General features: G+C 34.0%; 20 protein-coding genes and 1 tRNA gene. 7 read left to right on the top strand and 14 right to left on the bottom strand.

Annotated elements, in window-relative coordinates; translation table 11 throughout:
• Positions 1–2 precede the first annotated feature (2 nt).
• Positions 3–992: an NAD(P)H-quinone oxidoreductase gene (locus AOY20_RS08205; RefSeq protein WP_054581401.1), complete on the bottom strand. Its 990-nt coding sequence runs from the start codon at positions 990–992 to the stop codon at positions 3–5.
• 239 nt (positions 993–1,231) lie between these two features.
• Here AOY20_RS08205 and AOY20_RS08200 point away from each other — a divergent pair, with 239 nt between their 5' ends.
• Entirely contained in the window at positions 1,232–2,098 is an 867-nt protein-coding gene (locus tag AOY20_RS08200; RefSeq protein WP_054581400.1) for a 5'-methylthioadenosine/S-adenosylhomocysteine nucleosidase, read from the top strand.
• Positions 2,099–2,151: 53 nt separating this feature from the next.
• Here AOY20_RS08200 and AOY20_RS08195 read toward each other — a convergent pair whose 3' ends face one another.
• Together AOY20_RS08195 and AOY20_RS08190 are read right to left on the bottom strand one after the other, a co-directional pair.
• Positions 2,152–2,400, bottom strand: a complete 249-nt coding sequence (locus AOY20_RS08195) for a DUF2798 domain-containing protein (RefSeq protein ID WP_054581399.1) — start codon at positions 2,398–2,400, stop codon at positions 2,152–2,154.
• On the bottom strand, positions 2,397–2,927 hold the full coding sequence (locus tag AOY20_RS08190) for a PadR family transcriptional regulator (RefSeq protein ID WP_054581398.1): 531 nt from the start codon (positions 2,925–2,927) through the stop codon (positions 2,397–2,399). The genes AOY20_RS08195 and AOY20_RS08190 overlap by 4 nt, the downstream gene beginning before the upstream one ends.
• A gap of 252 nt (positions 2,928–3,179) precedes the next feature.
• Between AOY20_RS08190 and AOY20_RS08185 the strand changes: the two genes are divergently transcribed.
• Positions 3,180–4,334, top strand: coding sequence for a sterol desaturase family protein (locus AOY20_RS08185; protein WP_054581397.1), 1,155 nt, complete (start codon positions 3,180–3,182; stop codon positions 4,332–4,334).
• A gap of 55 nt (positions 4,335–4,389) precedes the next feature.
• Here the strand turns inward: AOY20_RS08185 and cysN are convergent, their stop codons facing one another.
• Together cysN and cysD are read right to left on the bottom strand one after the other, a co-directional pair.
• Entirely contained in the window at positions 4,390–6,003 is a 1,614-nt protein-coding gene (gene cysN / locus AOY20_RS08180) for a sulfate adenylyltransferase subunit CysN (RefSeq protein ID WP_054581396.1), read from the bottom strand.
• Positions 6,004–6,164: 161 nt separating this feature from the next.
• Positions 6,165–7,079, bottom strand: a complete 915-nt coding sequence (gene cysD / locus AOY20_RS08175; protein WP_054581395.1) for a sulfate adenylyltransferase subunit CysD — start codon at positions 7,077–7,079, stop codon at positions 6,165–6,167.
• Positions 7,080–7,403: 324 nt separating this feature from the next.
• Here cysD and AOY20_RS08170 point away from each other — a divergent pair, with 324 nt between their 5' ends.
• From AOY20_RS08170 to AOY20_RS08160, 3 genes are all read left to right on the top strand, one after another.
• Positions 7,404–7,946 (top strand): hypothetical protein, encoded by a 543-nt coding sequence (locus AOY20_RS08170; protein WP_054581394.1) that lies wholly within the window; start codon positions 7,404–7,406, stop codon positions 7,944–7,946.
• Positions 7,947–8,196: 250 nt separating this feature from the next.
• Entirely contained in the window at positions 8,197–8,841 is a 645-nt protein-coding gene (locus AOY20_RS08165; protein WP_081403374.1) for a YqiJ family protein, read from the top strand.
• Positions 8,842–8,888: 47 nt separating this feature from the next.
• A complete protein-coding gene (locus AOY20_RS08160) occupies positions 8,889–10,595 on the top strand; it encodes a flotillin family protein (protein WP_054581392.1) in 1,707 nt (568 codons plus the stop codon).
• Positions 10,596–11,222: 627 nt separating this feature from the next.
• Here AOY20_RS08160 and AOY20_RS08155 read toward each other — a convergent pair.
• From AOY20_RS08155 to lysS, 8 genes are all read right to left on the bottom strand, one after another.
• Complete coding sequence (locus AOY20_RS08155; RefSeq protein ID WP_054581391.1) at positions 11,223–12,314, bottom strand: fimbrial protein; 1,092 nt, start codon at positions 12,312–12,314, stop codon at positions 11,223–11,225.
• Positions 12,315–12,330: 16 nt separating this feature from the next.
• Positions 12,331–12,867, bottom strand: coding sequence for a fimbrial protein (locus tag AOY20_RS08150; protein ID WP_054581390.1), 537 nt, complete (start codon positions 12,865–12,867; stop codon positions 12,331–12,333).
• Positions 12,868–12,888: 21 nt separating this feature from the next.
• Entirely contained in the window at positions 12,889–13,488 is a 600-nt protein-coding gene (locus AOY20_RS08145; RefSeq protein ID WP_054581389.1) for a fimbrial protein, read from the bottom strand.
• Positions 13,489–13,496: 8 nt separating this feature from the next.
• Positions 13,497–14,273: a fimbria/pilus periplasmic chaperone gene (locus AOY20_RS08140; RefSeq protein ID WP_227510323.1), complete on the bottom strand. Its 777-nt coding sequence runs from the start codon at positions 14,271–14,273 to the stop codon at positions 13,497–13,499.
• An 11-nt stretch (positions 14,274–14,284) separates the two neighbouring features.
• Positions 14,285–16,729, bottom strand: a complete 2,445-nt coding sequence (locus tag AOY20_RS08135) for a fimbria/pilus outer membrane usher protein (protein ID WP_054581388.1) — start codon at positions 16,727–16,729, stop codon at positions 14,285–14,287.
• Positions 16,730–16,812: 83 nt separating this feature from the next.
• Positions 16,813–17,343 (bottom strand): fimbrial protein, encoded by a 531-nt coding sequence (locus tag AOY20_RS08130; protein ID WP_054581387.1) that lies wholly within the window; start codon positions 17,341–17,343, stop codon positions 16,813–16,815.
• Between the two features lie 118 nt (positions 17,344–17,461).
• On the bottom strand, positions 17,462–18,046 hold the full coding sequence (locus AOY20_RS08125) for a fimbrial protein (RefSeq protein ID WP_054581386.1): 585 nt from the start codon (positions 18,044–18,046) through the stop codon (positions 17,462–17,464).
• An 819-nt stretch (positions 18,047–18,865) separates the two neighbouring features.
• The gene (gene lysS, locus AOY20_RS08120; protein ID WP_054582564.1) at positions 18,866–20,395 is read right to left on the bottom strand and encodes a lysine--tRNA ligase; all 1,530 of its coding nucleotides are present in this window, start codon (positions 20,393–20,395) and stop codon (positions 18,866–18,868) included.
• Between the two features lie 269 nt (positions 20,396–20,664).
• Here lysS and AOY20_RS08115 point away from each other — a divergent pair, with 269 nt between their 5' ends.
• Positions 20,665–21,156 (top strand): YqiA/YcfP family alpha/beta fold hydrolase, encoded by a 492-nt coding sequence (locus tag AOY20_RS08115; RefSeq protein ID WP_054581385.1) that lies wholly within the window; start codon positions 20,665–20,667, stop codon positions 21,154–21,156.
• 48 nt (positions 21,157–21,204) lie between these two features.
• Here the strand turns inward: AOY20_RS08115 and AOY20_RS08110 are convergent, their stop codons facing one another.
• On the bottom strand, positions 21,205–21,747 hold the full coding sequence (locus AOY20_RS08110) for an adenine phosphoribosyltransferase (RefSeq protein ID WP_054581384.1): 543 nt from the start codon (positions 21,745–21,747) through the stop codon (positions 21,205–21,207).
• Positions 21,748–22,137: 390 nt separating this feature from the next.
• Here AOY20_RS08110 and AOY20_RS08105 point away from each other — a divergent pair.
• Positions 22,138–22,213, top strand: a tRNA-Asn gene (locus AOY20_RS08105).
• Positions 22,214–22,267 lie beyond the last annotated feature (54 nt).

Genomic DNA, 22,267 nt, shown 5'->3' with positions numbered 1-22,267 from the left:
TCTTAAATAACTTCTACAACGACTTTACCAATATGCTCACCAGTATCCATACATGCATGTGCATCTTGAATTTGGTCAAACTTAAATGTTTTATAAATCATAGGTAAACATTCACCTTTTGCCCATAAAGGAGCAACATGCTGCTGTAAACCTTTTGAAATTTCAGCTTTTTCTTCGGTATTTCGTGCTCGCATTGTTGAACCAGTAATCGTCAAACGTTTCATCATAATTTGACCAAGTTTAACTTCTTTTGCTTTTGCGCCACCTAAAAATGCAATGTAAACCAAACGACCATCACGGCGTAATAAGCTTAAATTTTTATCTAAATATGGTGCACCCACCATATCTAAAACAACATCTACACCAGCATTTTCAGTAACTTCATTAATCACTTGTTCAAAGTCTTGAGTTTTGTAATTAATTGCATGTGTTAAATGTGAAATAGCTTGTACTTTCTCATCAGAACCAACAGTGGCAAAACTTTTTAAACCTAATGACTTACATAGCATAAGTGCAGTTGTACCAATACCACTTGCACCACCATGAACTAAAACTGTTTCACCTACTTTAGCATGTGCCATTTGAAACACATTTGCCCAAACTGTAAAAAATGTTTCAGGAATTGCTGCTGCTTGCACAAAACTTACACCTGCTGGAATATGTATTGTTTGGCTTTCAGGCACAACACAATACTCAGCATAGCCACCACCATTGGTTAAGCCACAAACTTTATCACCTATTTTAAAGCCTGTAACATCATTACCTACAGCAACCACCTCACCTGCAACCTCTAAACCTGGTACAGGTGTAACACCTTTTGGCATTGGGTATAAACCTTGGCGTTGTAAAATATCTGGACGATTAATACCAAAAGCATGAACCTTAACTAAAACTTCATCTGCCTTCGCTACAGGAATAGAAACAGCTTCATAAGCTAATTTTTCAATTCCACCTGGTTCAGTAATAATGATTTGTTGCATTTCTTGCGACATTGAATATTTCCCTGTTACGTTAAATTTCACTATTTCAATCTATCTTTGAGCATAATATTTTCAATATAAAAAACATAGCTTATGCCGAATTTATTTCTCATCTATTACGTAAAATTCTATTTTAAATATAAATTCTTGAGACGATTCATATACAAATATATAAAATGAAATGATTTCACGCCATATTCACTCAAGATACCATTTATTCAAGTCTTAAAATTTTGTGATATGGTATTTCAATGAATCTTAAAAAAATAATATATTCCACAGCCCTTTTAGGCCTCGTTTTTTTAACTGCTTGTACCACACCAACAGAAAAATCTGATCCATCACATCTTATAAAAAAATTACAGCCTATTGTTATTCAAGGTGCTTTACCTATTGAGACAGATCGATTGGCTAAAAAATTAACTAATCCAAGTATAGAAACTTTGGGAGGATGGACTTTTTGGAAAGGTACATATCAGGGTTTTCCTGTCATTATTTCAAAAACACGTATGGGCATGTCCAACTCGGCTGCTGCTACAGCACTCGCAATTGAACGATACAAGCCAATTGCTATTATTAATCAAGGAACATCGGGTGGGCATGATCCAAACTTAAAAGTTTTTGATGTGGTTCTTGGTAAATACACCACCAATATTAATGCATTTAAAACTCCTGTTTTACCCGAAGGTGCAGGTTCTAACTCCTTAGCATGGACAGAAGCCTTTGATGTCTTACCTGAAGATGAATCTGACCCTGAACCTATTGCCATTCGTAAATTTGCAGCAGATCAAGATTTATTAGCTGCGGCACATCGTGTTAAGCATCTTTATACAAAAGGTAAAGTTGTAGAAGGAACTTTAGGTTCTGCCGATGTTTGGAATAATGAGTTAGACCGAATTGCCTTTTTCCATAAAAATTATGGTGTTTCTGCTGAAGAAATGGAAGGCGCATCAGTTGCTCAAATTGCTAGCCAATTTAATGTTCCATTTCTTGGAATTCGTGTTTTATCAAACAATATTACCAATAATGGAAAGTATGATTCTAATACAGGAAAAGCCGTACAAGATTATGCTTTAGATGTTGCGATTGAATATATGAGAACTAAACAAGCTGAATAAAAAATTTAAGTGCTTCTCTCATGAAGCACTTTTACTTTGAATATACATTAGTTCTATAAATTATTTTGCGTATGCACAAACTTCATTAAAAAGCGTCTAACCACAGGTAAAACAATCAAAATTAGTGGAAAAGCAATCAGCCATGACAATGACCATGCTTTTAGCCAAATATAAAAAAAGCCATCAACAAATCCACGATTAATAAATAAATTAAAACATGAAATAGATGCACTCATAATGCCAGATAAAAATAACGGCATTAACCATGACAAATGTTTAGGATGAAATTTTAATGTATTCATTTATTCACCTTTTGCTGAGCTAATTGCATAATTTCAACCGCTGCTTGATCAATCTTTTGGGCAATTTCTGTTATAGATTCAGAACTTAATTGTTCATTTTGAATATTTTGACGTAATGCTGCTTTTAAATTTTCCATTGCAGTTTTTATTGCAAGATAGTCAACATTGTTTTGTATTTGGTTACGTGTATTAAAACGGTTTAAAACTTTATCTAAAATCTGTTGCTGCTCTTGAAGATGCATTATACCTTTTTGCGTAATATGGTATTGCTTACGTTCATCTTCAACAAAATGGACTTCGCTATATTGCTGTTCTTCTAAATAGTTAATAGTTGGACAGATTGTGCCTGTACTTGGTTTATAGTTTCCACCTACAAGTGCAGATACATCTTTAATAATGTCATAGCTATATTTTGGATTTTGCGAAATGAAATACAGGACTAAAAGCTTCATTTCTCCTGCTTCAAACAAGCGCTTTCTAGGCTTATTTGTACCTTCAATTTCTGCAATAATTTCGGAATTTTGCATAACTAAGATATATCTTAGTGAAGATTTTAGCTTTTGAATAGTATTTTTTAATTTATTTGTGATATTTTTTATAACTATGCACTCATAATAAAATTTCTCAATGTATAAATAATATAAAAACCAAAATAATCAATAATATAATAAATTTATATAATGCTACCCACTTTTCCTTTAATTTATAAATATTCTGTTCTCGATTTATCTATGAAGTAATGTTTAAATATATTTAAAATAAATAAATATTAATCAACTATGACAGATCAACTTCGTAAAAAATTTGAAAATATTGAATTGAATGCAGGCAAAGGTAAAATTAGTGCATTTTTATCCGTTTCATTAGGTTTATTAGCCATATTTTCAGCACTTTGTTTTTTATTTCCAAGCTTACTCACAACACCTGAACTTAGACCCTTCTATTCTAAATATTATGATATTTTTTATTATGCTCTCCTTATAGGCATTTTTATTAGTGCATGTTTTGGTGCTTATAGTGCAATTCTCAAACAAAATAAATATGGATTTTATGGGCTTTGCTTTAGCATAATTGCTGTTGTTCTCGGTTGTGGTCTAATTAAAACACCTACTCTCCCTACTCTACCATTTTATGCTGGTTTTGATTATTTCGTCATTACCCTCATTATTCTTGCACTTGTATTTATCCCACTTGAAGGTTTTTTCGCCAAAAACAATGAACAAAAACTGTTGCGTACAGGATGGGTAACTGACATGAAATATTTCATGTTTAGCCATATTGGTATACAACTTTTTTCATTTTTAACGGTGATGCCAATTCAATATTGGATTACGCATATTCCAAATAATCCAGTAGTGCCATATATTCAAATGCAACCTATATGGCTTCAATTTATTGAACTACTAGTTGTTGTTGATTTCACAACTTATTGGATTCATCGTGCATTACACGAAATTAATTTTTTATGGAGATTTCATGCAATACATCACTCAACAGAACAAATGGATTGGTTAGCATCATCTCGTTTACATATTGTTGAAGTACTCATTACTCGCCTCATTGCAACCTTACCAATATTTCTATTAGGCTTTCATACATCTGCCGTTTTTGCTTATCTCATTTTTATTTCATTCCATGCAATTTTCATTCACTCAAATGTTCGATTTAGATTTCCGTATCTGCGTTGGATAATTGCAACACCTGAGTTCCATCACTGGCATCATTCATCTGAAAAACCTGCCATAGATAAAAACTATGCTGCTTTCATTCCACTCTATGATGTCATTTTTAAAACCCTCTATATGCCAAATCATCTTGCTAGTATATACGGCACTGTCGGCTATAAAATTCCTAATAGTTTTATAAAACAATTCACATGGCCATTTAAAAAATATATAAATAAACTAAAAAATAAACTAAAACGAAATACCTAAAATTAATAATAAAAAACCCGCCTTTCAGCGGGTTTATTTAAATCAGCTCAATCTATTACAGACGAACTAACTCAATAATTTTCTCAGCAACTTCTTCCGCTGTTTCAACGGTAAATGTCACATCTGTACCTGCTGTAAGGTCAGTAATAACAACCACACCAGTTTCACGAACAAGTGCAACTTGAGTCGCATCTAAACCAGCTTTAGCAATTGCCACTACACCTTGTTGAATGAGTAGACTCTCAAGTGCTTGCGCATTTTCAAGAGCTTTAGCAGTGACAGTTACCGCAGCAGGTTTTTGACCTAAACGTGCAGCACGTGTTTCAGCAGTAACAGGTTCATTATGTGCAGTCCATTCAACTGCAGCTTCAACCATACCTGCACCAACAGTCACGTTACTCAAACGATCAATAAAGATGAATGAACCCGTATAACGACTGTCTTGATAACGATCAAATACAACAGGAGCATCAAACTCAATTAATACATCTGCAATCGCATTAAGCTCAAGCTGTTCAACTTCCAGTTTTTCCAATGTATTCACATTGGTACGGTAGTTAATTTTCGCTACTTTTGCAGGAATGGTTTGTGTACCAAACTTCACGTTATAAAGTTTGCCAATCACTAATGGTTGATCATTCATCCAAACCACAGATGCACGTGCAGAACGTGAAATTAGCGGTTGCTCACCTGCTTTAACCAATACGTTACCACGTGAAATATCAATTTCATCGTTTAAGGTTAAAGTAACCGCTTGACCTGCAACAGCATGTTCTAAGTTGCCATCAAAAGTTACGATTTCTTTAATTGTTGATTTCTTACCTGATGGTAAAGCAACAATTTCATCACCAACTTTCACTTCACCAAGCGCAATCGTACCGCAGAAACCACGGAAATCTAAGTTAGGACGGTTAACATATTGAACTGGGAAACGTAATTCATCTTTATTTGAATTGCGAGTAATCTCAACGCTTTCTAACGTCTCCATTAAAGTCTCACCTTTGTACCAAGGTGTATTTGGAGATTTATTTACAACGTTGTCACCATTTAACGCAGAAATTGGCGTAAAAATGATGTTGGCAGGTTTACGATCACCAAGTTGGTTTACGAACTCATTGTATTCAGCTTGAATTTCATTGAAACGAGGTTCAGAGAATTCAACCAAATCCATTTTATTTACAGCAACAACAATATTACGAATACCTAAAAGGCTTGCAATAAATGAGTGACGACGTGTTTGAGTTTGAACACCGTAACGAGCATCAATTAAGATAATAGCTAAGTCTGCTGTTGAAGCACCTGTTGCCATGTTACGTGTATATTGTTCATGTCCCGGAGTATCGGCAATAATGAACTTACGTTTTTCAGTAGAGAAATAACGGTAAGCTACATCAATCGTAATACCTTGTTCACGTTCAGCTTGTAAGCCATCTACAAGTAAAGCCAAATCAGGTGCATCACCTGTTGTACCTACTTTTTTCGAGTCACGTGTCACTGCTTGTAGTTGATCTTCATAAATCAACTTTGAATCGTAAAGTAAACGACCAATTAAAGTTGACTTACCATCATCTACGTTACCGCAAGTAAGGAAACGCAATAAGTCTTTATTTTCATGTTGTTTTAAATACGCCAAGATATCTTGGCTAATTAAATCTGATTGATGAGACATTGCTCAAAGCTCCACATATTCTTTTGAAATCGGTCTGTTCTAATCTCCCTAAATCCCTCTTTTACTAAGAGGGACTTCACACCCTTTTTATTTCAGGGATTTCTCCTCTCTTTATCAAAGATGAGTAGCACTGCTGCGCAAGGGAGAGATTAAAAATAAATTTAGAAGTAACCTTCCTGCTTTTTCTTTTCCATCGACCCAGCTTCATCATGGTCAATCATACGACCTTGACGTTCAGAAGTTGTTGCAAGCAACATTTCTTGGATGATTTCTGGCAAGGTGTTCGCTGTAGATTCAACAGCACCTGTCAATGGATAACAGCCTAAAGTACGGAAACGTACCGATTTCATTTGTGGTACTTCACCTTCATTTAAACGCATACGCTCATCATCAACCATGATCAGTGTACCGTTACGTTCAACTACTGGACGTTCAGCAGCTAAATACAAAGGAACAAGTTTAATATTTTCTAAGTAAATGTATTGCCAAATATCAAGCTCAGTCCAGTTTGATAGTGGGAACACACGAATACTTTCACCTTTGTTCACTTTACCGTTATAAAGATTCCAAAGTTCTGGGCGTTGGTTTTTTGGATCCCAACGATGTTTTGAATCACGGAAAGAATAAACACGTTCTTTTGCACGAGATTTTTCTTCATCACGACGTGCGCCACCAAAAGCAGCATCGAACTGATATTTATCTAAGGCTTGCTTTAAGCCTTGAGTTTTCATGATGTCAGTATATTTAGAGCTACCATAATCAAATGGATTTACACCTGCATCCTTGCCTTCTTTATTTTGATGCACAATCAAATCAAAACCGTGTTCTTTCGCCATGTTATCGCGAAACTTGATCATGTCCTTAAATTTCCAGCCCGTATCTACATGCAGCAATGGAAATGGAAGTTTTGCAGGATAGAAAGCTTTCAACGCAAGATGTAGCATCACTGCCGAATCTTTACCAATTGAATATAGCATGACTGGATTTTCAAATTCAGCAGCAACTTCGCGAATAATATGAATACTCTCAGCTTCTAGCTGTTTAAGATGAGTAAGTCTTTCCTCATTTAACGACATGGACAACACCAGCTTAGAAATTACGTGTACTTATGACACTTTTGAAAATTAATATTCATTATAGTGATTTAGTTATCCACACTATTGCTTGTTTTATTATATTGATATGCAATTTCATCATATAAAGGTTTTTTGATATTCCTTATGAGCTAAATTGACTCATATTTTTATAATCATAATATTGTTTTATATTGCGAATATTCTTCTATTATAGACATAAATAAAATAGATAAGTTCATCGTAAATTTATATGAAAAAACTCTATTAAAAACCAAATTTCGTGTTTAAAGTCATAATATAAATCATCTATTAAGTTAGCTCGTTATGCCATATAGCCATTTTGATATTGAAACCCTAAAAAAGCTTCTTGAACAATCAGGCTTGGCAGGTTTTATCTATCAACATCAGCAACACATGCTGGTATTACAAGAAGCATTCAATGATGCTGGCTCAGCACTAAATAATTTTATTCAACATGATTACAGCTCAGATCAATTAGGTCTTCAATTTGGTCTACGACTTTCGGATAATCAATGGCAGTTTATGATTGGAGTTACACATAGCAATCAAGATCGTAGCTATGAAATTGGTGCTGGAAATTTAAAAGGCGATCAACGTGCGTTTAACTTACTTTATGCATTTTATAATTTTCCAAAAGCATTTCACACAATTGAGATGCCTCTAGCAGCAACAACAGATCAATTACAACTTGCGATTGAAAAACAATTATTTAATCTTCCTTCAATGGAGTTTTTAAATACCGCGATTAAAATTAATCCAATGGGTGAACAAATCTTTTGGATGAAATCATTTATTATTCAACAATCATTAGAGATGAAAGTACGCATACAAACAAGTTTACTTTAAACATAAAATTCAATTTAATTATTAATATATTCTTTAAAATAATTCTAAAATAAGAGTTATTTTATTTATCACACTCACACTAAACCTAAAAAATCGTTAAAAACATGCATAATTATTAATATAATCTTTACATTTTTAGTATGTTATTGATTATAATATCTGCACAAATAAATATTATCTTTGTATGATATTCAAAATAATCAAAGATTATATATATCCATATAAAACAAAATTATAGAGACAAACAAACATGTGGGAGTTATTTTTACACCCTTCGAATATCATTTTTAGCATCAGTCTGTGTCTAATGTTGCTATTTGGTATATTTGAAATTTGTATGACCCTTCTTGGTGGTGGCTCTCAAGGTTTTTTAGATCAGTTCCTTCCTGATAATGTAGGTCATCAAGCCGAAATTAATTTAGATTCAGATTATAGCTATATTGCTAAAGTATTTGATTGGCTTTATTTAGGTAAAGTTCCCCTATTTGTATGGCTCATCATTTTTTTAACTGTTTATAGTCTTAGTGGATTTTTTATTCAAGGCATTATTTTTAATCTGACACATACAATGTTAAGCGGCTGGATAATTTCTCCTATTTGCTTTTTTTTATGTATGCCGCTTGTGAGGCAAAGTGCAAAAATAATCACTAAAATTCTCCCCCAAGATGAAACAACCGCAATTCACAGCGACGATTTAATAGGCTTAACAGGCATTATTATTTTAGGTGAAGCACGCCAATCTTATCCTGCACAAGCAAAAGTAAAAGATATACATGGTCTAACACATTATGTACTTGTAGAACCTGAAATAGATGAAGTATTTATTGAAGGACAAGCAGTCATTTTAACCCAAAGAACCAGCGTTGGTTATCAAGCGAAAGCACCTGGTTACTAAACTACTTTTATACAGTTTTATTAATACAAAAAACAGAGACAAGTCCAATGATTAATTTTTTATCTAACAGCATTTTAGTCAGTGCTGTTGCAATTTTTATTGCATTACTTATTATAGGCTTTATTTTAGCACGTCTTTACCGACGTTCAAGTAAAGAAATTTCTTTTGTTCGTACAGGTTTTGGTGGGGAAAAAGTCATTTTAGGTGGCGGTGCAATTGTACTTCCTATCCTTCACGAAACTATTCCTGTAAACATGAACACACTTCGTTTAGAAGTTCGTCGTGCAGATGATCAAGCATTGATTACACGTGATCGTATGCGTGTAGATGTAATGGCTGAATTCTATGTTCGTGTAAAACCAACAGCGGACTCCATTGCAACTGCAGCACAAACATTAGGACAAAAAACAATGTCTCCTAATGAGCTAAAAAACTTAGTGGAAGGTAAGTTTGTTGACTCATTGCGCGCTGTAGCTGCGGAAATGGCAATGGAAGAATTACATGAAAAACGTGTTGATTTCGTTCAAAAGGTACAGCAAGTCGTTTCTGAAGACTTACATAAAAATGGTCTTGAATTAGAAACTGTTTCATTAACAGGTCTTGATCAAACTGGTTTTAAATACTTTAACCCACAAAATGCTTTCGATGCTGAAGGTTTAACAAAGCTTACTGAAACCATTGAAGACCGTCGTCGTAAACGTAATCATATTGAACAAGATGCTGATTTAGCGATTAAGACTAAAAATTTAGAAGCAGAACAAGCAAAATTACAAATTATTCGTGAAGAAGAATATGCAAAGCTTCAACAAGAACGTGAAATTTCTATTCGTCGTGCAGAACAATTAGCTGAAATTGCAGCACAAGAAGCCGCTAAAAAACGTGAAGCTGAAGAAGCAAGAATTGCTGCAGATCGTGAAGTTGACTTAAAGCGCATTGCAGCTGCACGTGATGTTGAGAATGAAAATATTCAAAAATCACAGCTTATTCAAAAAGCACAAGTTGAACAAAAGAAAACTATTGAACTTGCTGAACAAGATCGTGCAATTGCTATTGCTGAAAAATCACGTGCCGAATCTGAGGCAAAAGCTCAAGCAGATTTAGCTCGTGCACAAGCAGTTAAAGCAGAAGAAGAAGTTGTAACTGTTAGACAAATTCAACAAGCTGAACGTCAAAAAGCAGTTGAACTTGTTTCTGCAAAAGAAAAAGCTGAAAAAGATGCTATTGCAATTACTGTTGCTGCTGAAGCTGGCAAACAAGCAGCAGCAGATGAGGCAGAAGCAATTCGTATTGCAGCACAAGCCGAAGCTGAACAAGTTCGCTTAAAGGCAAAAGGTGAAGCAGATGCTAAATTATTACTGGCTGAAGCAATGGAAAAACAATACCAAGTTGATGCTGAAGGTACACGTGCTGTCAATGAAGCAAATAACGTTCTATCATCTGAACAAGTTGAAATGCAAATTCGTTTGGCAATGCTGAAATACTTACCTGAAATTATTCGTGAAAGTGTTAAACCAATGGAAAACATTGATGATATTAAAATATTACAGGTTAATGGCTTAGGTGGTGTTTCATCAGGAAATTCAGAAGCTTCTTCTGAACAAGGTCAAGTTGCTTTATCTGATCAAGTTGTAAATAGTGCTCTACGCTACCGCTCTCAAGCACCGCTTATTGATAGTTTAATGAATGAGCTGGGTATTCAAGGTGGCGATATTAATGGTTTAACTCAAAGCCTAAAACCAAAACATGATGCATAAGTTAAAATAATTTTTATTAAAACAGCCAATATATTTGGCTGTTTTTTTTAGCATTAAAATACTATTTTATATTATTTAACCCTAATCCTGCTCAAGGAAATATAATCCTTGATCTTGAGGAATCTTTATCATTGCGAGTTAAATAAAGCTCATTTTTTGTTCTTAAATTAGCATTTGAAGTGCAACACCATGTTGTTGCCATAATACCTGACGGACTTTTAAAGCCGAGTCTTTTTCTTATCCGCGATTCAGGTTAATTAAATATTTTTTTATTGTGTGAATCATGGGTAACTATTCAATCAATATCTTAATGGGACGTATTTCCACACAAAGCATTATTTAAAAATTGCTTATATATATCCCAAAAAATGTTTGTTTTAGCTACTGATTTAATTCAATTCTTCTAAATAAAACTTAAAATTTATGTATCATTTTTTATGTCTACTTATTTTTATAAATATACTTCTATTATCTCTTTTATATTCAAACAGTTCGGTCATAAATTCCACTAATATCTTATAAACACATACTCAAAATATATCTTTTGTATAATCAATCATTTCACATTAAATATAAAAAAGTGGATTAAGAATCAATTCTTAATCCACTTTTAATAAACTACGATTTTTATGGTGTAGTAAATACTAGCGTTGCTGTCGCATTAAAATATCCTGATGGTAAATTTACTGAGTTTGCTTGAGCACTTTTAACTGGTGCAATTGTTAAAGTATCACTACCTACACCATTGGTAATTTGAGTCATAAAACCATTTGCCGAGTTTGGTGCTAGTACTATTGTATCTTTATAAAATTCAATACCTAAATGCTGAATAGTTTCACCTGTTCCGTAGACATTTCCTGTTCGTGTTTCAACTGCAGTAGTCGAAAAATCTGATGGCTCACCAACCAATTGAACACGCATAGCTGAGGTGATATTAGTATCACACTGGTAATTTAAATCAATTGTTCGTGTCAAATTACTGTTTAAGCCACTTCCCACAGGAATTTCCACTTCAGCAATTGTACCTAAGTCCACTTCTAATGGCTGACCATTATTCACAACACAAGTTTCTGGTTGAAAAATTAAGTCATTCGTCGTAACTAATCGTACTACTAATTGTTGATTAGCTTGAACCACGCCATTTCTTAACACACTAAATGTGATATTTCCAAGATATGTACCAGCAGGAACAACTTGAGAATTTACCACTTGATAAATTGCAAGTGCTGGAGTAATAAGAACTGTACCTAAACTATTTCGAGGTGGTAATTGCATCTGAAATACAATTGGACCGCCAGCACCAGCACCGTTAGATCTCGGATCGAATGTATCAGAATTACGATTATTTCTATATACATATGCGACAGCATTCGTAGCAGATAAAAATGCTGGGCTATAATCTTGAGCATTATTTAATCTAGCAACTTGCGTTAATTGTAGTTGATAATCGGCATTATCTTCCATGGAATTACGACATTGTACAAATGCTGGAGTCAGGCTATAAAATCTGTCATTCCTATTATTATTATCAATACCAGCAGAAGGAAATATTTGTCCACCAACGTTCACAAATCGTGTCATTTGTGGTGTACTATTAGTTAATCGATTCCACTCCCCTGTTGCATTATCAAGACAGTAAATACCTGGATCTATTGCATATGCTTTCGTAAATTGAACTACTGCAAGTATACAAAAACATAACTTTAAAAATAATTTCATCACTTACCCCAATTTTTTAATCATAACTAACTTCATAGGTCGCTGTTGCTGTAAAAGCCCCACTGACTAAATCTGCCGTTGTTGCATCAGATAATTTAGCAACTTGCGCATGAAAATTTAGTACATGCACAACACCTGGTACACCACTTACACCAACGGTGTCTTGACCAATTGGAATCACTCGATTTTGTTCATCATATAAGCGAATTCCAACACCTTGAGCGGTACTACCAGTACTCAAACCTAAAAGTTGATTGTTATCGACACCCTCACCTACAAACTTAGTACGAATATTTGAACTTGGGCAGTTATTTAAACGAATTTGGAAGTCTTTTGTTGGTGCTGAATCACTCATTAACTGAGGTGTATTCACCGCATCAAAATTAACGTCAATTTCTGTGTTAATAATTTCACAAGGTTTTGCAACGAGCAAACCAACAACATTAATAACACGATCATTTGCTTGAGTAGTTGAGGATAAACATAAGCCTAAAGCAAGACTAATCCCACAACTCAATAAAGATATAGACTTCATCCGCTGTAATTTCTTCATGATTATTCTCAACTTTACAAATTACTCATAAACCAATTCAAAAGAAATAAGGGCATCAAACGCATTTGGTTCTAATGAAGCAGTTTTGACTGGCGTCACATAATACGTTAAAACACTTTGTTGTGTAGGTATTAAAATTGGCCGACTCAATTGACCTAAATCAACAGATTCACCATTTAAATCAGTAATTTCTAAACCCAAACCTTTTGCACCATTTACACGAACAATATTTGGATTAAGCACATCACTTTCAGCTAAAAAGCGGACTTTAACACCTGGTTGAGTTGTACTCCAAGTCAGAAGACCTGTTTTAAAATCAATCATTTCAGTGCTATCAGACATACAATCTTTTAATCGAATTTGAAATGCTGTAGGTGTTGCACGGTCACCAATATTTTGAAATTCCGCTGTTTCAACATTACCTACATTAATAGATTGATCTAAAGATTCCATTTCAATACTACAGGTACTTTCAGTCAATGAACCATGAACATGCAGTTTACCCACATTACCGGCAATACCGTTCACTACACTGCTAGATTGACTTGCATAAACAGAACTACACAGACTTAGTGCAAGCAGCATTCCTGCACACTTTTTAAACACATGTTCATTATTCATTTTTTTAATCACTCTTTCGCTTTTTTAACCAGTTGGCAGCTATCTGCTTGGCATTGATATTGCAATTTTGGTGTACCACCGTAATCATTGATATAAGTTAATACTGGAGAATTACCCATTTCTTTTGCTGTTATCGGAAATTTTGCTTCAGAAAATGGTGCAATCATAATGGCATCAGTATCATCAATTGGTTTTGCATCTCTTGATTTTTTCACTGAAATAATCGTTGTATAGTAAGGCGTTGGGTTTTGTGCAATAACTTGCTCACCACGCTTAAGCAATATAAGTTTTTCTTGCCAAGGCGTATTGCTAATTTCAGTTGGTGTTAACTCAATACCTTTTGGACGATAAAATAATTTAATTTTACTTTGTAAAGCAATTTGTAAAACGTTTGGTTTATCGCTTTTTGGTGGTACTTCACGTAAATTAAAATAGAACAAACTTTCACGATCTTGTGGCAAAGATGCAATTCGACTTTCTACTGCTTCAACACGAATCTGACTTGTTTGAGATGGCTCTAAACGTTGTAATGGCGGTAACACAGCAAATGGAGTAGTTGCTTTTTCTAAATTTTCATTTTCCAACCATGCTTGTGCCAAATACGGTAGATTTGCATTTTTATTACTGACCGATAATGACACTGAATTATTCGAGCCATTAAAAATAATACGTGTTCGATCTAATGCAACAGCACTATGTGCAAATGTAGTTACACATGCTAACCCCAGCATAGTTACTTTTGCCAATAAACTTTTCACTTGACCTTTACCATTCATCTGTTTCATTAAATTACCCCTTAATTACTATTAATTTCACATAATAACGCATCATTTTCATCTTTTGCCAAGTTACTTTCAGTAAATGTGATCGTACAATCTTGACCATTGCCCAATTGAGCAGTCATTTTCGTACCTAAGTTAATACCACCTAGATATGCCATACCACTATCATCAACCATACCAACACTACGACCACGACTATCCATAACTGGTGTACCAAATGGAACATAGCCACCATCACTTAGAGCTAAAGTCACCATCTTTTTCTCACCAGCAATAATATTGAGCTGGTGATAACCAATTGCACCTTGCGTTAAGCTTGTTTGTAAAACTGAATCTACAACTTCTGCATTTTTTGGCAGTTTATTAACATCAACGTTGATCTTATTACGCGTATAGTTTGCAACATCTGTAACAACAGCTTTACCAAAATAGTTTGACTTGGTTGCAACACCATTACCACTAATAGGAATACCTGAAATTTTATCGGTATCTAGCATTACACGTGTGCCACCCATACTATTCGTACGATGGAAATCAACACCGCGAGCCGTCAATGTAATTCCCCCTTGAGAACTACCACCAATTGACGTATATCTGCTTTGAACATGGCTTACGTTAGCAGTGACTTGAACGCGACCACCAGTATGAGATACAAATGCGCCAGCTGAATTAGCCGCATTAGAGAAGTTTGAGTTAACTTGATAGCTTGTTGTATTATTAAGGCGATCAAAATAACTCACTTGATGACGTGTATCATTGTCATCGTGTGCAACAGAATAACTTACACGAGCACCTGTATCTAATGGCAAACTCAATGATAAGAATGCACCTGTATCACGAGTATCTGCTTTGTTTTGATAACCCGTTAATGATAAGTTCGCATTTTTAATTGAACCCATACTTAATGTTTTATTGATCGAAACATTATAATAATCACGAGCATCAGCATCCCAATAAGTTTGATGGTTTAAGTTCAAACTTATTGATGTTTTCCATGAAGGAATATTTTGGCTTAAAGAAACGTTATACATTTCTTTACTACGACCGCGACGTGTTGGCACTTCACCATTCAACGCCAAAAAGTCATTCATACTTAAGAAGTCACGTTCAGAGAAACGGTAGCCAGCGAACTGAATCGAACTATTCATTTCTTCAAATCGTTTCGCATAGTTAATACGATAAGAACGACCTTCTAAATTTTGTTCATTTTCTAAATTAGCAAATGATTGTGTGATATCGAATGAGATTGCACCAAGTGCTAATAAGTCACGACCCACACCAACAGATAAAGAGTTATAGTCTTTACTATTTAAAGTACCACCAAATAATGACCAACCATTTGATACACCCCATGAAAACTCTCCACTAAAGAAGTAATCTCCTTGAAATTTATGATCAAATGTTGATGGGCGACCAACTGCTGTTCTATAACGTAATGAACCAGGACGAGTTAAGAATGGAATCGATGCAGTATCTACATCAAATTCACGGACTGTACCATCTTCTTCTTCAACGCGTACGTTTAAAGTACCGCTCACACTGTCATTCAAATCCTGAATTTTAAAAGGACCTGCAGGAACTTGTGTTTGATAGATAACACGTCCTAACTGACTAATTACCACACGAGCGTTAGTTTGCGCAACACCTGTAACTTGTGGTGCATAACCACGTAAGTTTGGTGGTAACATATTAGTATCAGATGCTAAGCTAGCACCAGTAAACCGGAAGCTATCAAATAAATCCGAGCTAAGGTAATTTTCCCCTAAAACAAGTTGTGACTTAATAGATGGTAATGCTGTATATGCATAAAACCTATTCCAATTAAAATCTATTTGGTCACCTTGTGGGTTATTATCAACTTTTTGATATGACGATTGCCAATCTGCACGTAATCTCCACGCACCAAAGTTTAATCCTGCAACACCATTTGCACCAATAAATGTGCTATTCCCTTCGCCTTCTAAATGACTAAAAGTTGTATTTGCAGCAATGTTATAATCAAGTACAGCACCACTAATACCATCATCCCACATGGCAGCAGGATCCCAGTTTTCACTGCGATATTCTAAATATGCTTGTGGAATATTAATATTTGCAATTGCACGTGGTAAATCACCCTTAACAGTCATTCCTTCTAGACTTTCAGGAATTAAACAATCCGTTTCAGGATCCCACTGTAATTTTTTCTGAATTTCTTTAGTTAAACCAAATTTTTGGACTAAATCTTCAGTAATACATGCAACTGTATCTTTTTCATTTTCTTTTGATGTTGAGAATGTAATTCTTTTTTCTGTTAAATACTGGTTATTTAAATTAACTTTGAATAAGTAATCACCAGGCATGATGTAACCTGGTTTTGAGAATAAACCAAGTTCAATATTCTTTTTATCAGATACATCTAAAAGGTCAGTATTGAATTGCAAATCATCAGCATGCGCAGACGCAGAGTAAGCTGACATACTCGACAATATCATTAAGCATAATTTACTTATTGGATGATTTACGTGCATAACCTATCTCGTCTACAGCAAAATGCTGCTATTTATTTATAACTAATATTGAAATGGACAATTGTGTTGAAGGAACCAGACTCAACAGGATTCCCATCAGGAACCAATCTAAAACGATATCTTGAAGCAATCTCTCGAGTAAAATCATGTTCAAAAACAATGGTTTCACTTGGGATTATTTTTTCTCCAGAAATAGACTCTAAACCTAATTTAATTCCGCGAGCATCACCTTCTAGTAAAAAGTAATCTGCTTCAGATTGACCAGAAAAACTGATATCAACACTGGTTAAATTATTTCGGGTTTCTTCACCCCATCGGCAATCTATGAGTTTTAGTTCAAATTCTTTTATATTATTTTCATTATTATCCCGGACTGAACTTACCGGAATATTTCCCATATCAATGGTTTGATCTACGGAGTTAATATCTATAGTGCAAGCACTTTCTAGAATTTCTCCTCGCATATTTACTAAACCTCTTTGGATATTGTCTTGAGCAGATACCAAAGAAAACATGCTTGAAGTTAGAAGTAGATTAAATACAATAATTTGCGATTTTTTCACTTTCACTCCCTCCATCATCAACTAAGAGGAGGGAATAAAATAATGTCATAAAGACATTATTTTATTCTTGGGCTCATATACACTATATTTATGAATCCCTCCTCAACTATCTAATAACTTAGTTATAAGAGATAGCGAAGTTAGCAAGAGCGCTGAAGTTACCTAATGGGATATCATCTGCAGTTGCTGTAGAAGCACCACGTACGTTAGCGCTGAATGGAAGATCGTTGTTACCATTTTGAAGATCAGTAACATCAACTGGAGTAGATCCGCTTAAGTCAACAAGAGCGTCTGTACCAGCTTGACGGATTTCGATAGCTACGTTGTAGAAGTTAGCAGCTTCAGAGTCATTAAAACCAGTCATTGCTAAGTATTCACCAAGAAGCTCATCTGCGTCAGCTGTAGCTTGACCAACTGTAGTACCATTAAAAGTAATTTGAGCTGTACGATCATACTCTTCAGTAGTGAAGTTACATTCAGATAAAGTGATGTTGAAGTTATGAACTGGAGACGCGCCACCTTGAGTAAGAGCTACGTTAGAAATTTGACCAAGGCTTACAGTTTGATCCATAGTTTCTGCAGTGATTGAACATGGAGCAGCGATAATTTCGCCAGTAAAGTTGATACGACCACTTCCTTGGTTAGCCATAGCAGAAGCTGAAATTGTACCCAAAAGTGCCATTGCAATGATTGACTTTTTCATGATTTTCTCTCTTATTAAAACTAAATAAATAAAACTACTTAAAAAACTATTCACAAAACTTTGTCACCCAGAAAACTGTGTGTTGTACGCTGTTTCGCATTTGGTGTGTGCAGAATATCAAATTAAAAATATTAATCAAGTCACACTTTTTTGAATAAATATTGATGTAAGTTTCAATTATTAAGTTCCGTTTAATAAATTTCACATTTATGGTGATTTATAACTATTCCATTCGATTTATTTAAATTCAGAAATTGTAATAAATTTAAGTGACAATAATTTTTTAGTTTTTTTGTATAAAATAGACAATATTCAATTAAAATGTTGATATTTTTCACATAAAGTATATTATTAAGTATGTTTGAAAAAAGCATTATCTTACCACCCTGCACTAATGTGACACACATCACAATTAATTAAAAAAATGCATAATAATTCTCATTGTTTACCTCACATTTAAAAACACCCGTATGTAAAGTTTTGTAAAAAACAAAATTATTTTTCTTTTTTCATTTAATTGATCAATAAACAATCAAATCAAGCTTCTTTTTAAATAAGAAAGCCTATTTTTAATAGTTATTTTTTGCATATTAAATAATCTTTCATTGAATATTTCTGTATTTTCATAAAATTCTAAAATAATTTCTTAATATTATTCTTATACTTCATATTATATTTAAAATAAAATACAGAGTAGTTTTAAATAAAATAACAAATATAAGGTGTTTTATAACTTCAAGTATTTTTTCTCATTAATACGCTTCATCACCAAGATAAAAAAAAGCCCGCATATGCGGGCTTTTTGCTTAAATATCACATTTATGCATTTTTATGGCGCATATGCGGGAATAAAATTACATCACGGATACTTGGCGCATTGGCAAATAACATTACTAAACGATCAATACCGATACCTTCACCTGCTGTTGGAGGTAAACCGTATTCAAGTGCTTCAATAAAGTCTGCATCAAAATGCATTGCTTCATCATCACCAGCGTCTTTTTCAGCTACTTGTGCTTGGAAACGTTCCGCTTGGTCAATTGGATCATTTAACTCTGAGAAACCATTTGCTAACTCACGACCACCAATAAAAAACTCAAAACGATCAGTAATATGCGGGTTATCATCATTACGACGCGCCAATGGAGAAGTTTCCGCTGGATATTCAGTAATAAATGTAGGTTGACGAAGTTTTGTTTCAACTGTTTCTTCAAATACTATTGTTTGAAGCTTGCCCAAACCAAATCCAGGTTTCACTTGCTCTTTCAATTCATTTTTAACGAAATCCGCTAAGAAATCACGATCGCTTACATTTTCAGGCGTAAATTGCGGATTGTGTTCAAGAATCGCATCAAACATTGAGATTTTTTTGAATGGACCTTTGAAGCTATATACTTCTTCACCATAAGGAACATCTGTAGAACCTAAAATGTCGATTGCTAATTTCTCAAGCATGTTTTCAGTTAAAGCCATAAGGTCTTTATAGTCTGCATATGCTTGGTAGAATTCGATCATTGTAAATTCTGGGTTATGACGTGTAGAAACACCTTCATTACGGAAGTTACGATTAATTTCAAACACACGTTCAAAACCACCAACAACTAAACGCTTTAAGTAAAGCTCTGGTGCAATACGTAAGAATAATGGCATATCCAACGCATTATGATGTGTTTCAAAAGGACGTGCCGAAGCACCACCTGGAATCACATGCATCATTGGTGTTTCAACTTCCATGAAACGTTCATTAGTTAAATAGTTACGAATGCCTGACACTACTTTTGCACGAATCTCAAAAGTTTTACGTGTTTCTTCATTCACAATTAAATCTAAGTAACGTTTACGATACTTGACTTCAGTATCAGTTAAACCATGAAATTTATCTGGAAGTGGACGAAGTGATTTTGTTAATAGTTCAAATTGTTCAATATGAACGTACAAATCGCCTTTACCCGAACGACCAATATAACCTTCAATTGCAATAATATCGCCTAAGTCTAGACTTTTAATCGTTTCTAAAACTTCAGGAGATAATTCTTTACGTGCAACATAAAGCTGAATACGACCTGTCATGTCTTGAATTACGATGAATGAACCACGGTTCAACATCACACGACCTGCAACTTTTACATAAACCTTTTCACCAGCTTCGATTTCTTCTTTAGATACTTCTGCAAACTGGTCTTGTAAATCTTGTGCATAATGCTCACGTTTAAATGTGTTTGGCCAAGGGCTAACACCAGTTTCTTGAGCATGGTCTTGAATTTGCTTTAACTTGGCATGACGCTGTGCAATTAAATCGTTTTCGGAAATGTGCTGTTCAGAAGTCGATTGAGCGTTATGTTGCGTCATCTCTGCCTCGATAGTAATAAAAAACGGAAGTTGCATAGCATAGCAGATTTACAGAACAAAACGCATTGAAAAAATTAAACACCAATATAAAATCTTTTTATTTTAATTTTATAAATACTCTCAAAACAAACTCAGATTACGACTAAAGTCTTTATTTTACAAAAGAATTAGACCAAATGATAACTTTTCATAACGCTTATTCAAACTACAATAATATTCAACATTTATTGATCACCAACTAAAATAAACCAACACTGAATTCTATCATTATGAAAGTATTATATTTTCACGGTCTAGATTCTTCACGAGAGTCTACAAAATTTCATTCAATTAAAGCAGATCAAAAAATATGTATAAATGTTGACTATCGACATCTATCTTTTCAAAGTGTTGCTGACTTTTACGACAATATTATTCAAACGTTTATACCAGATATAATTGTCGGTCACTGTATTGGTGGCTACTGGGCTTTAAAGATGTCACAGATTCATCAAATGCCCTGTGTCATTGCAAATCCAAATCTTTGTCCAGACTTTCGTTCCGACTACCCTGCTATATCAGATCAAGATCTGAATCACGATATTCCGCAATTTGGCTATTTAGAATTGGGAGATGAACTATTAAATATGTATGAAATTAAAGAACAACTAGAAAATTATATGCCACTTTCAACTATTAATAGTGGTCACCACCAATTACAATTTCCTGAGAATATTAATTTACTTATTCAACAAATTGAACAAGCCTATTTGCTTAAATAAAAAAGCCGTAAATAAACTTACGGCTTTTCTTTTAAAATCATGCAAATTTTAAGCAGCGCTTTCTTCTGGTTTAGATTTATCATCTAATACCGTCCAAACTTCTAAACCTAAATTTTGATGTAAATCAGGCAAGTCTAAGAAAATACTTGCACCAAGCACATTATGATTACATTTTTCAGCAAGTTTTTGAACTGCTTTTAATGTTCCACCTGTTGCAAGTACATCATCAACAATAATGACTTTTTGTGCTTCTACTTCAGCTGACATTTCTAAACGATCTAAACCATATTCTAAACTATAGCCAACACCTACAACTGGTGGTGGTAATTTTCCTGCTTTACGAACAAGGATTAAACCTTTACCTAAACGCTGAGCCAACAAACTTGCCAACACAAAACCACGAGCTTCAACAGCAATAAAACTATCTACTTCAGCTAATTTATCAGCAGGGATACTCTCAATTAATGCATCTGTTAATAAACCGATATTCTTCATGAACAAAGGAGTCAAATCAAAAAAGCAAATACCAGGTTTTGGAAAATCTTGGACAGTACGAATGTGTGACCACAATGTAGTAGACAGATTGCTCATGGGAGAAATATTTAATTAAGAAAGAATAGTGCAATTTTACTTCTATTTTATATAACTGACTAGTAAGGAATCTAAAAATTAATTTACATTATATTTAGTAACATACTGACTTTTAATGACTATTTATTATTCAAATATCAATAATAGATTTAAGCAATTATAAAAATAAACTATTAATTAATCGATTTTATTACTTACTATTTATTTTAAAATCTTCTATCTATAAAAAATTAAGGCTATTAAAATGTTTGTATATTATTATTTTTGTTTATTTTTTAATTCAAAATACTAAAAGTGCTCATTTTTTTTCCATTTAATATAATATCAAGCATATTTCCTCATATTCATGCTTGACCAATTGTTCTTTGCCACATACAATGCCACTCAGATTCTCCCATAGCTCAGTCGGTAGAGCGACGGACTGTTAATCCGCAGGTCCCTGGTTCGAGCCCAGGTGGGAGAGCCAAGATTCAAAAGACCCACTCTAATTGAGTGGGTTTTTTATTTATTCAGATTTAGT

Source organism: Acinetobacter equi, from assembly GCF_001307195.1.
GTDB lineage: Bacteria > Pseudomonadota > Gammaproteobacteria > Pseudomonadales > Moraxellaceae > Acinetobacter > Acinetobacter equi.
The sequence above is the reverse complement of the archived record's forward strand: the minus strand, read 5'-3'. Positions and strand labels throughout refer to the sequence as shown.

Bases quoted from the DNA above. Each gene is read 5' to 3' on its own strand.
- AOY20_RS08205 (WP_054581401.1), bottom strand. From the start codon at position 992: ATGTCGCAAGAAATGCAACAAATCATTATTACTGAACCAGGTGGAATT.
- AOY20_RS08200 (WP_054581400.1), top strand. From the start codon at position 1,232: ATGAATCTTAAAAAAATAATATATTCCACAGCCCTTTTAGGCCTCGTT.
- AOY20_RS08195 (WP_054581399.1), bottom strand. From the start codon at position 2,400: ATGAATACATTAAAATTTCATCCTAAACATTTGTCATGGTTAATGCCG.
- AOY20_RS08190 (WP_054581398.1), bottom strand. From the start codon at position 2,927: ATGCAAAATTCCGAAATTATTGCAGAAATTGAAGGTACAAATAAGCCT.
- AOY20_RS08185 (WP_054581397.1), top strand. From the start codon at position 3,180: ATGACAGATCAACTTCGTAAAAAATTTGAAAATATTGAATTGAATGCA.
- cysN (WP_054581396.1), bottom strand. From the start codon at position 6,003: ATGTCTCATCAATCAGATTTAATTAGCCAAGATATCTTGGCGTATTTA.
- cysD (WP_054581395.1), bottom strand. From the start codon at position 7,079: ATGTCGTTAAATGAGGAAAGACTTACTCATCTTAAACAGCTAGAAGCT.
- AOY20_RS08170 (WP_054581394.1), top strand. From the start codon at position 7,404: ATGCCATATAGCCATTTTGATATTGAAACCCTAAAAAAGCTTCTTGAA.
- AOY20_RS08165 (WP_081403374.1), top strand. From the start codon at position 8,197: ATGTGGGAGTTATTTTTACACCCTTCGAATATCATTTTTAGCATCAGT.
- AOY20_RS08160 (WP_054581392.1), top strand. From the start codon at position 8,889: ATGATTAATTTTTTATCTAACAGCATTTTAGTCAGTGCTGTTGCAATT.
- AOY20_RS08155 (WP_054581391.1), bottom strand. From the start codon at position 12,314: ATGAAATTATTTTTAAAGTTATGTTTTTGTATACTTGCAGTAGTTCAA.
- AOY20_RS08150 (WP_054581390.1), bottom strand. From the start codon at position 12,867: ATGAAGAAATTACAGCGGATGAAGTCTATATCTTTATTGAGTTGTGGG.
- AOY20_RS08145 (WP_054581389.1), bottom strand. From the start codon at position 13,488: ATGAATAATGAACATGTGTTTAAAAAGTGTGCAGGAATGCTGCTTGCA.
- AOY20_RS08140 (WP_227510323.1), bottom strand. From the start codon at position 14,273: ATGAAACAGATGAATGGTAAAGGTCAAGTGAAAAGTTTATTGGCAAAA.
- AOY20_RS08135 (WP_054581388.1), bottom strand. From the start codon at position 16,729: ATGTCAGCTTACTCTGCGTCTGCGCATGCTGATGATTTGCAATTCAAT.
- AOY20_RS08125 (WP_054581386.1), bottom strand. From the start codon at position 18,046: ATGAAAAAGTCAATCATTGCAATGGCACTTTTGGGTACAATTTCAGCT.
- lysS (WP_054582564.1), bottom strand. From the start codon at position 20,395: ATGACGCAACATAACGCTCAATCGACTTCTGAACAGCACATTTCCGAA.
- AOY20_RS08115 (WP_054581385.1), top strand. From the start codon at position 20,665: ATGAAAGTATTATATTTTCACGGTCTAGATTCTTCACGAGAGTCTACA.
- AOY20_RS08110 (WP_054581384.1), bottom strand. From the start codon at position 21,747: ATGAGCAATCTGTCTACTACATTGTGGTCACACATTCGTACTGTCCAA.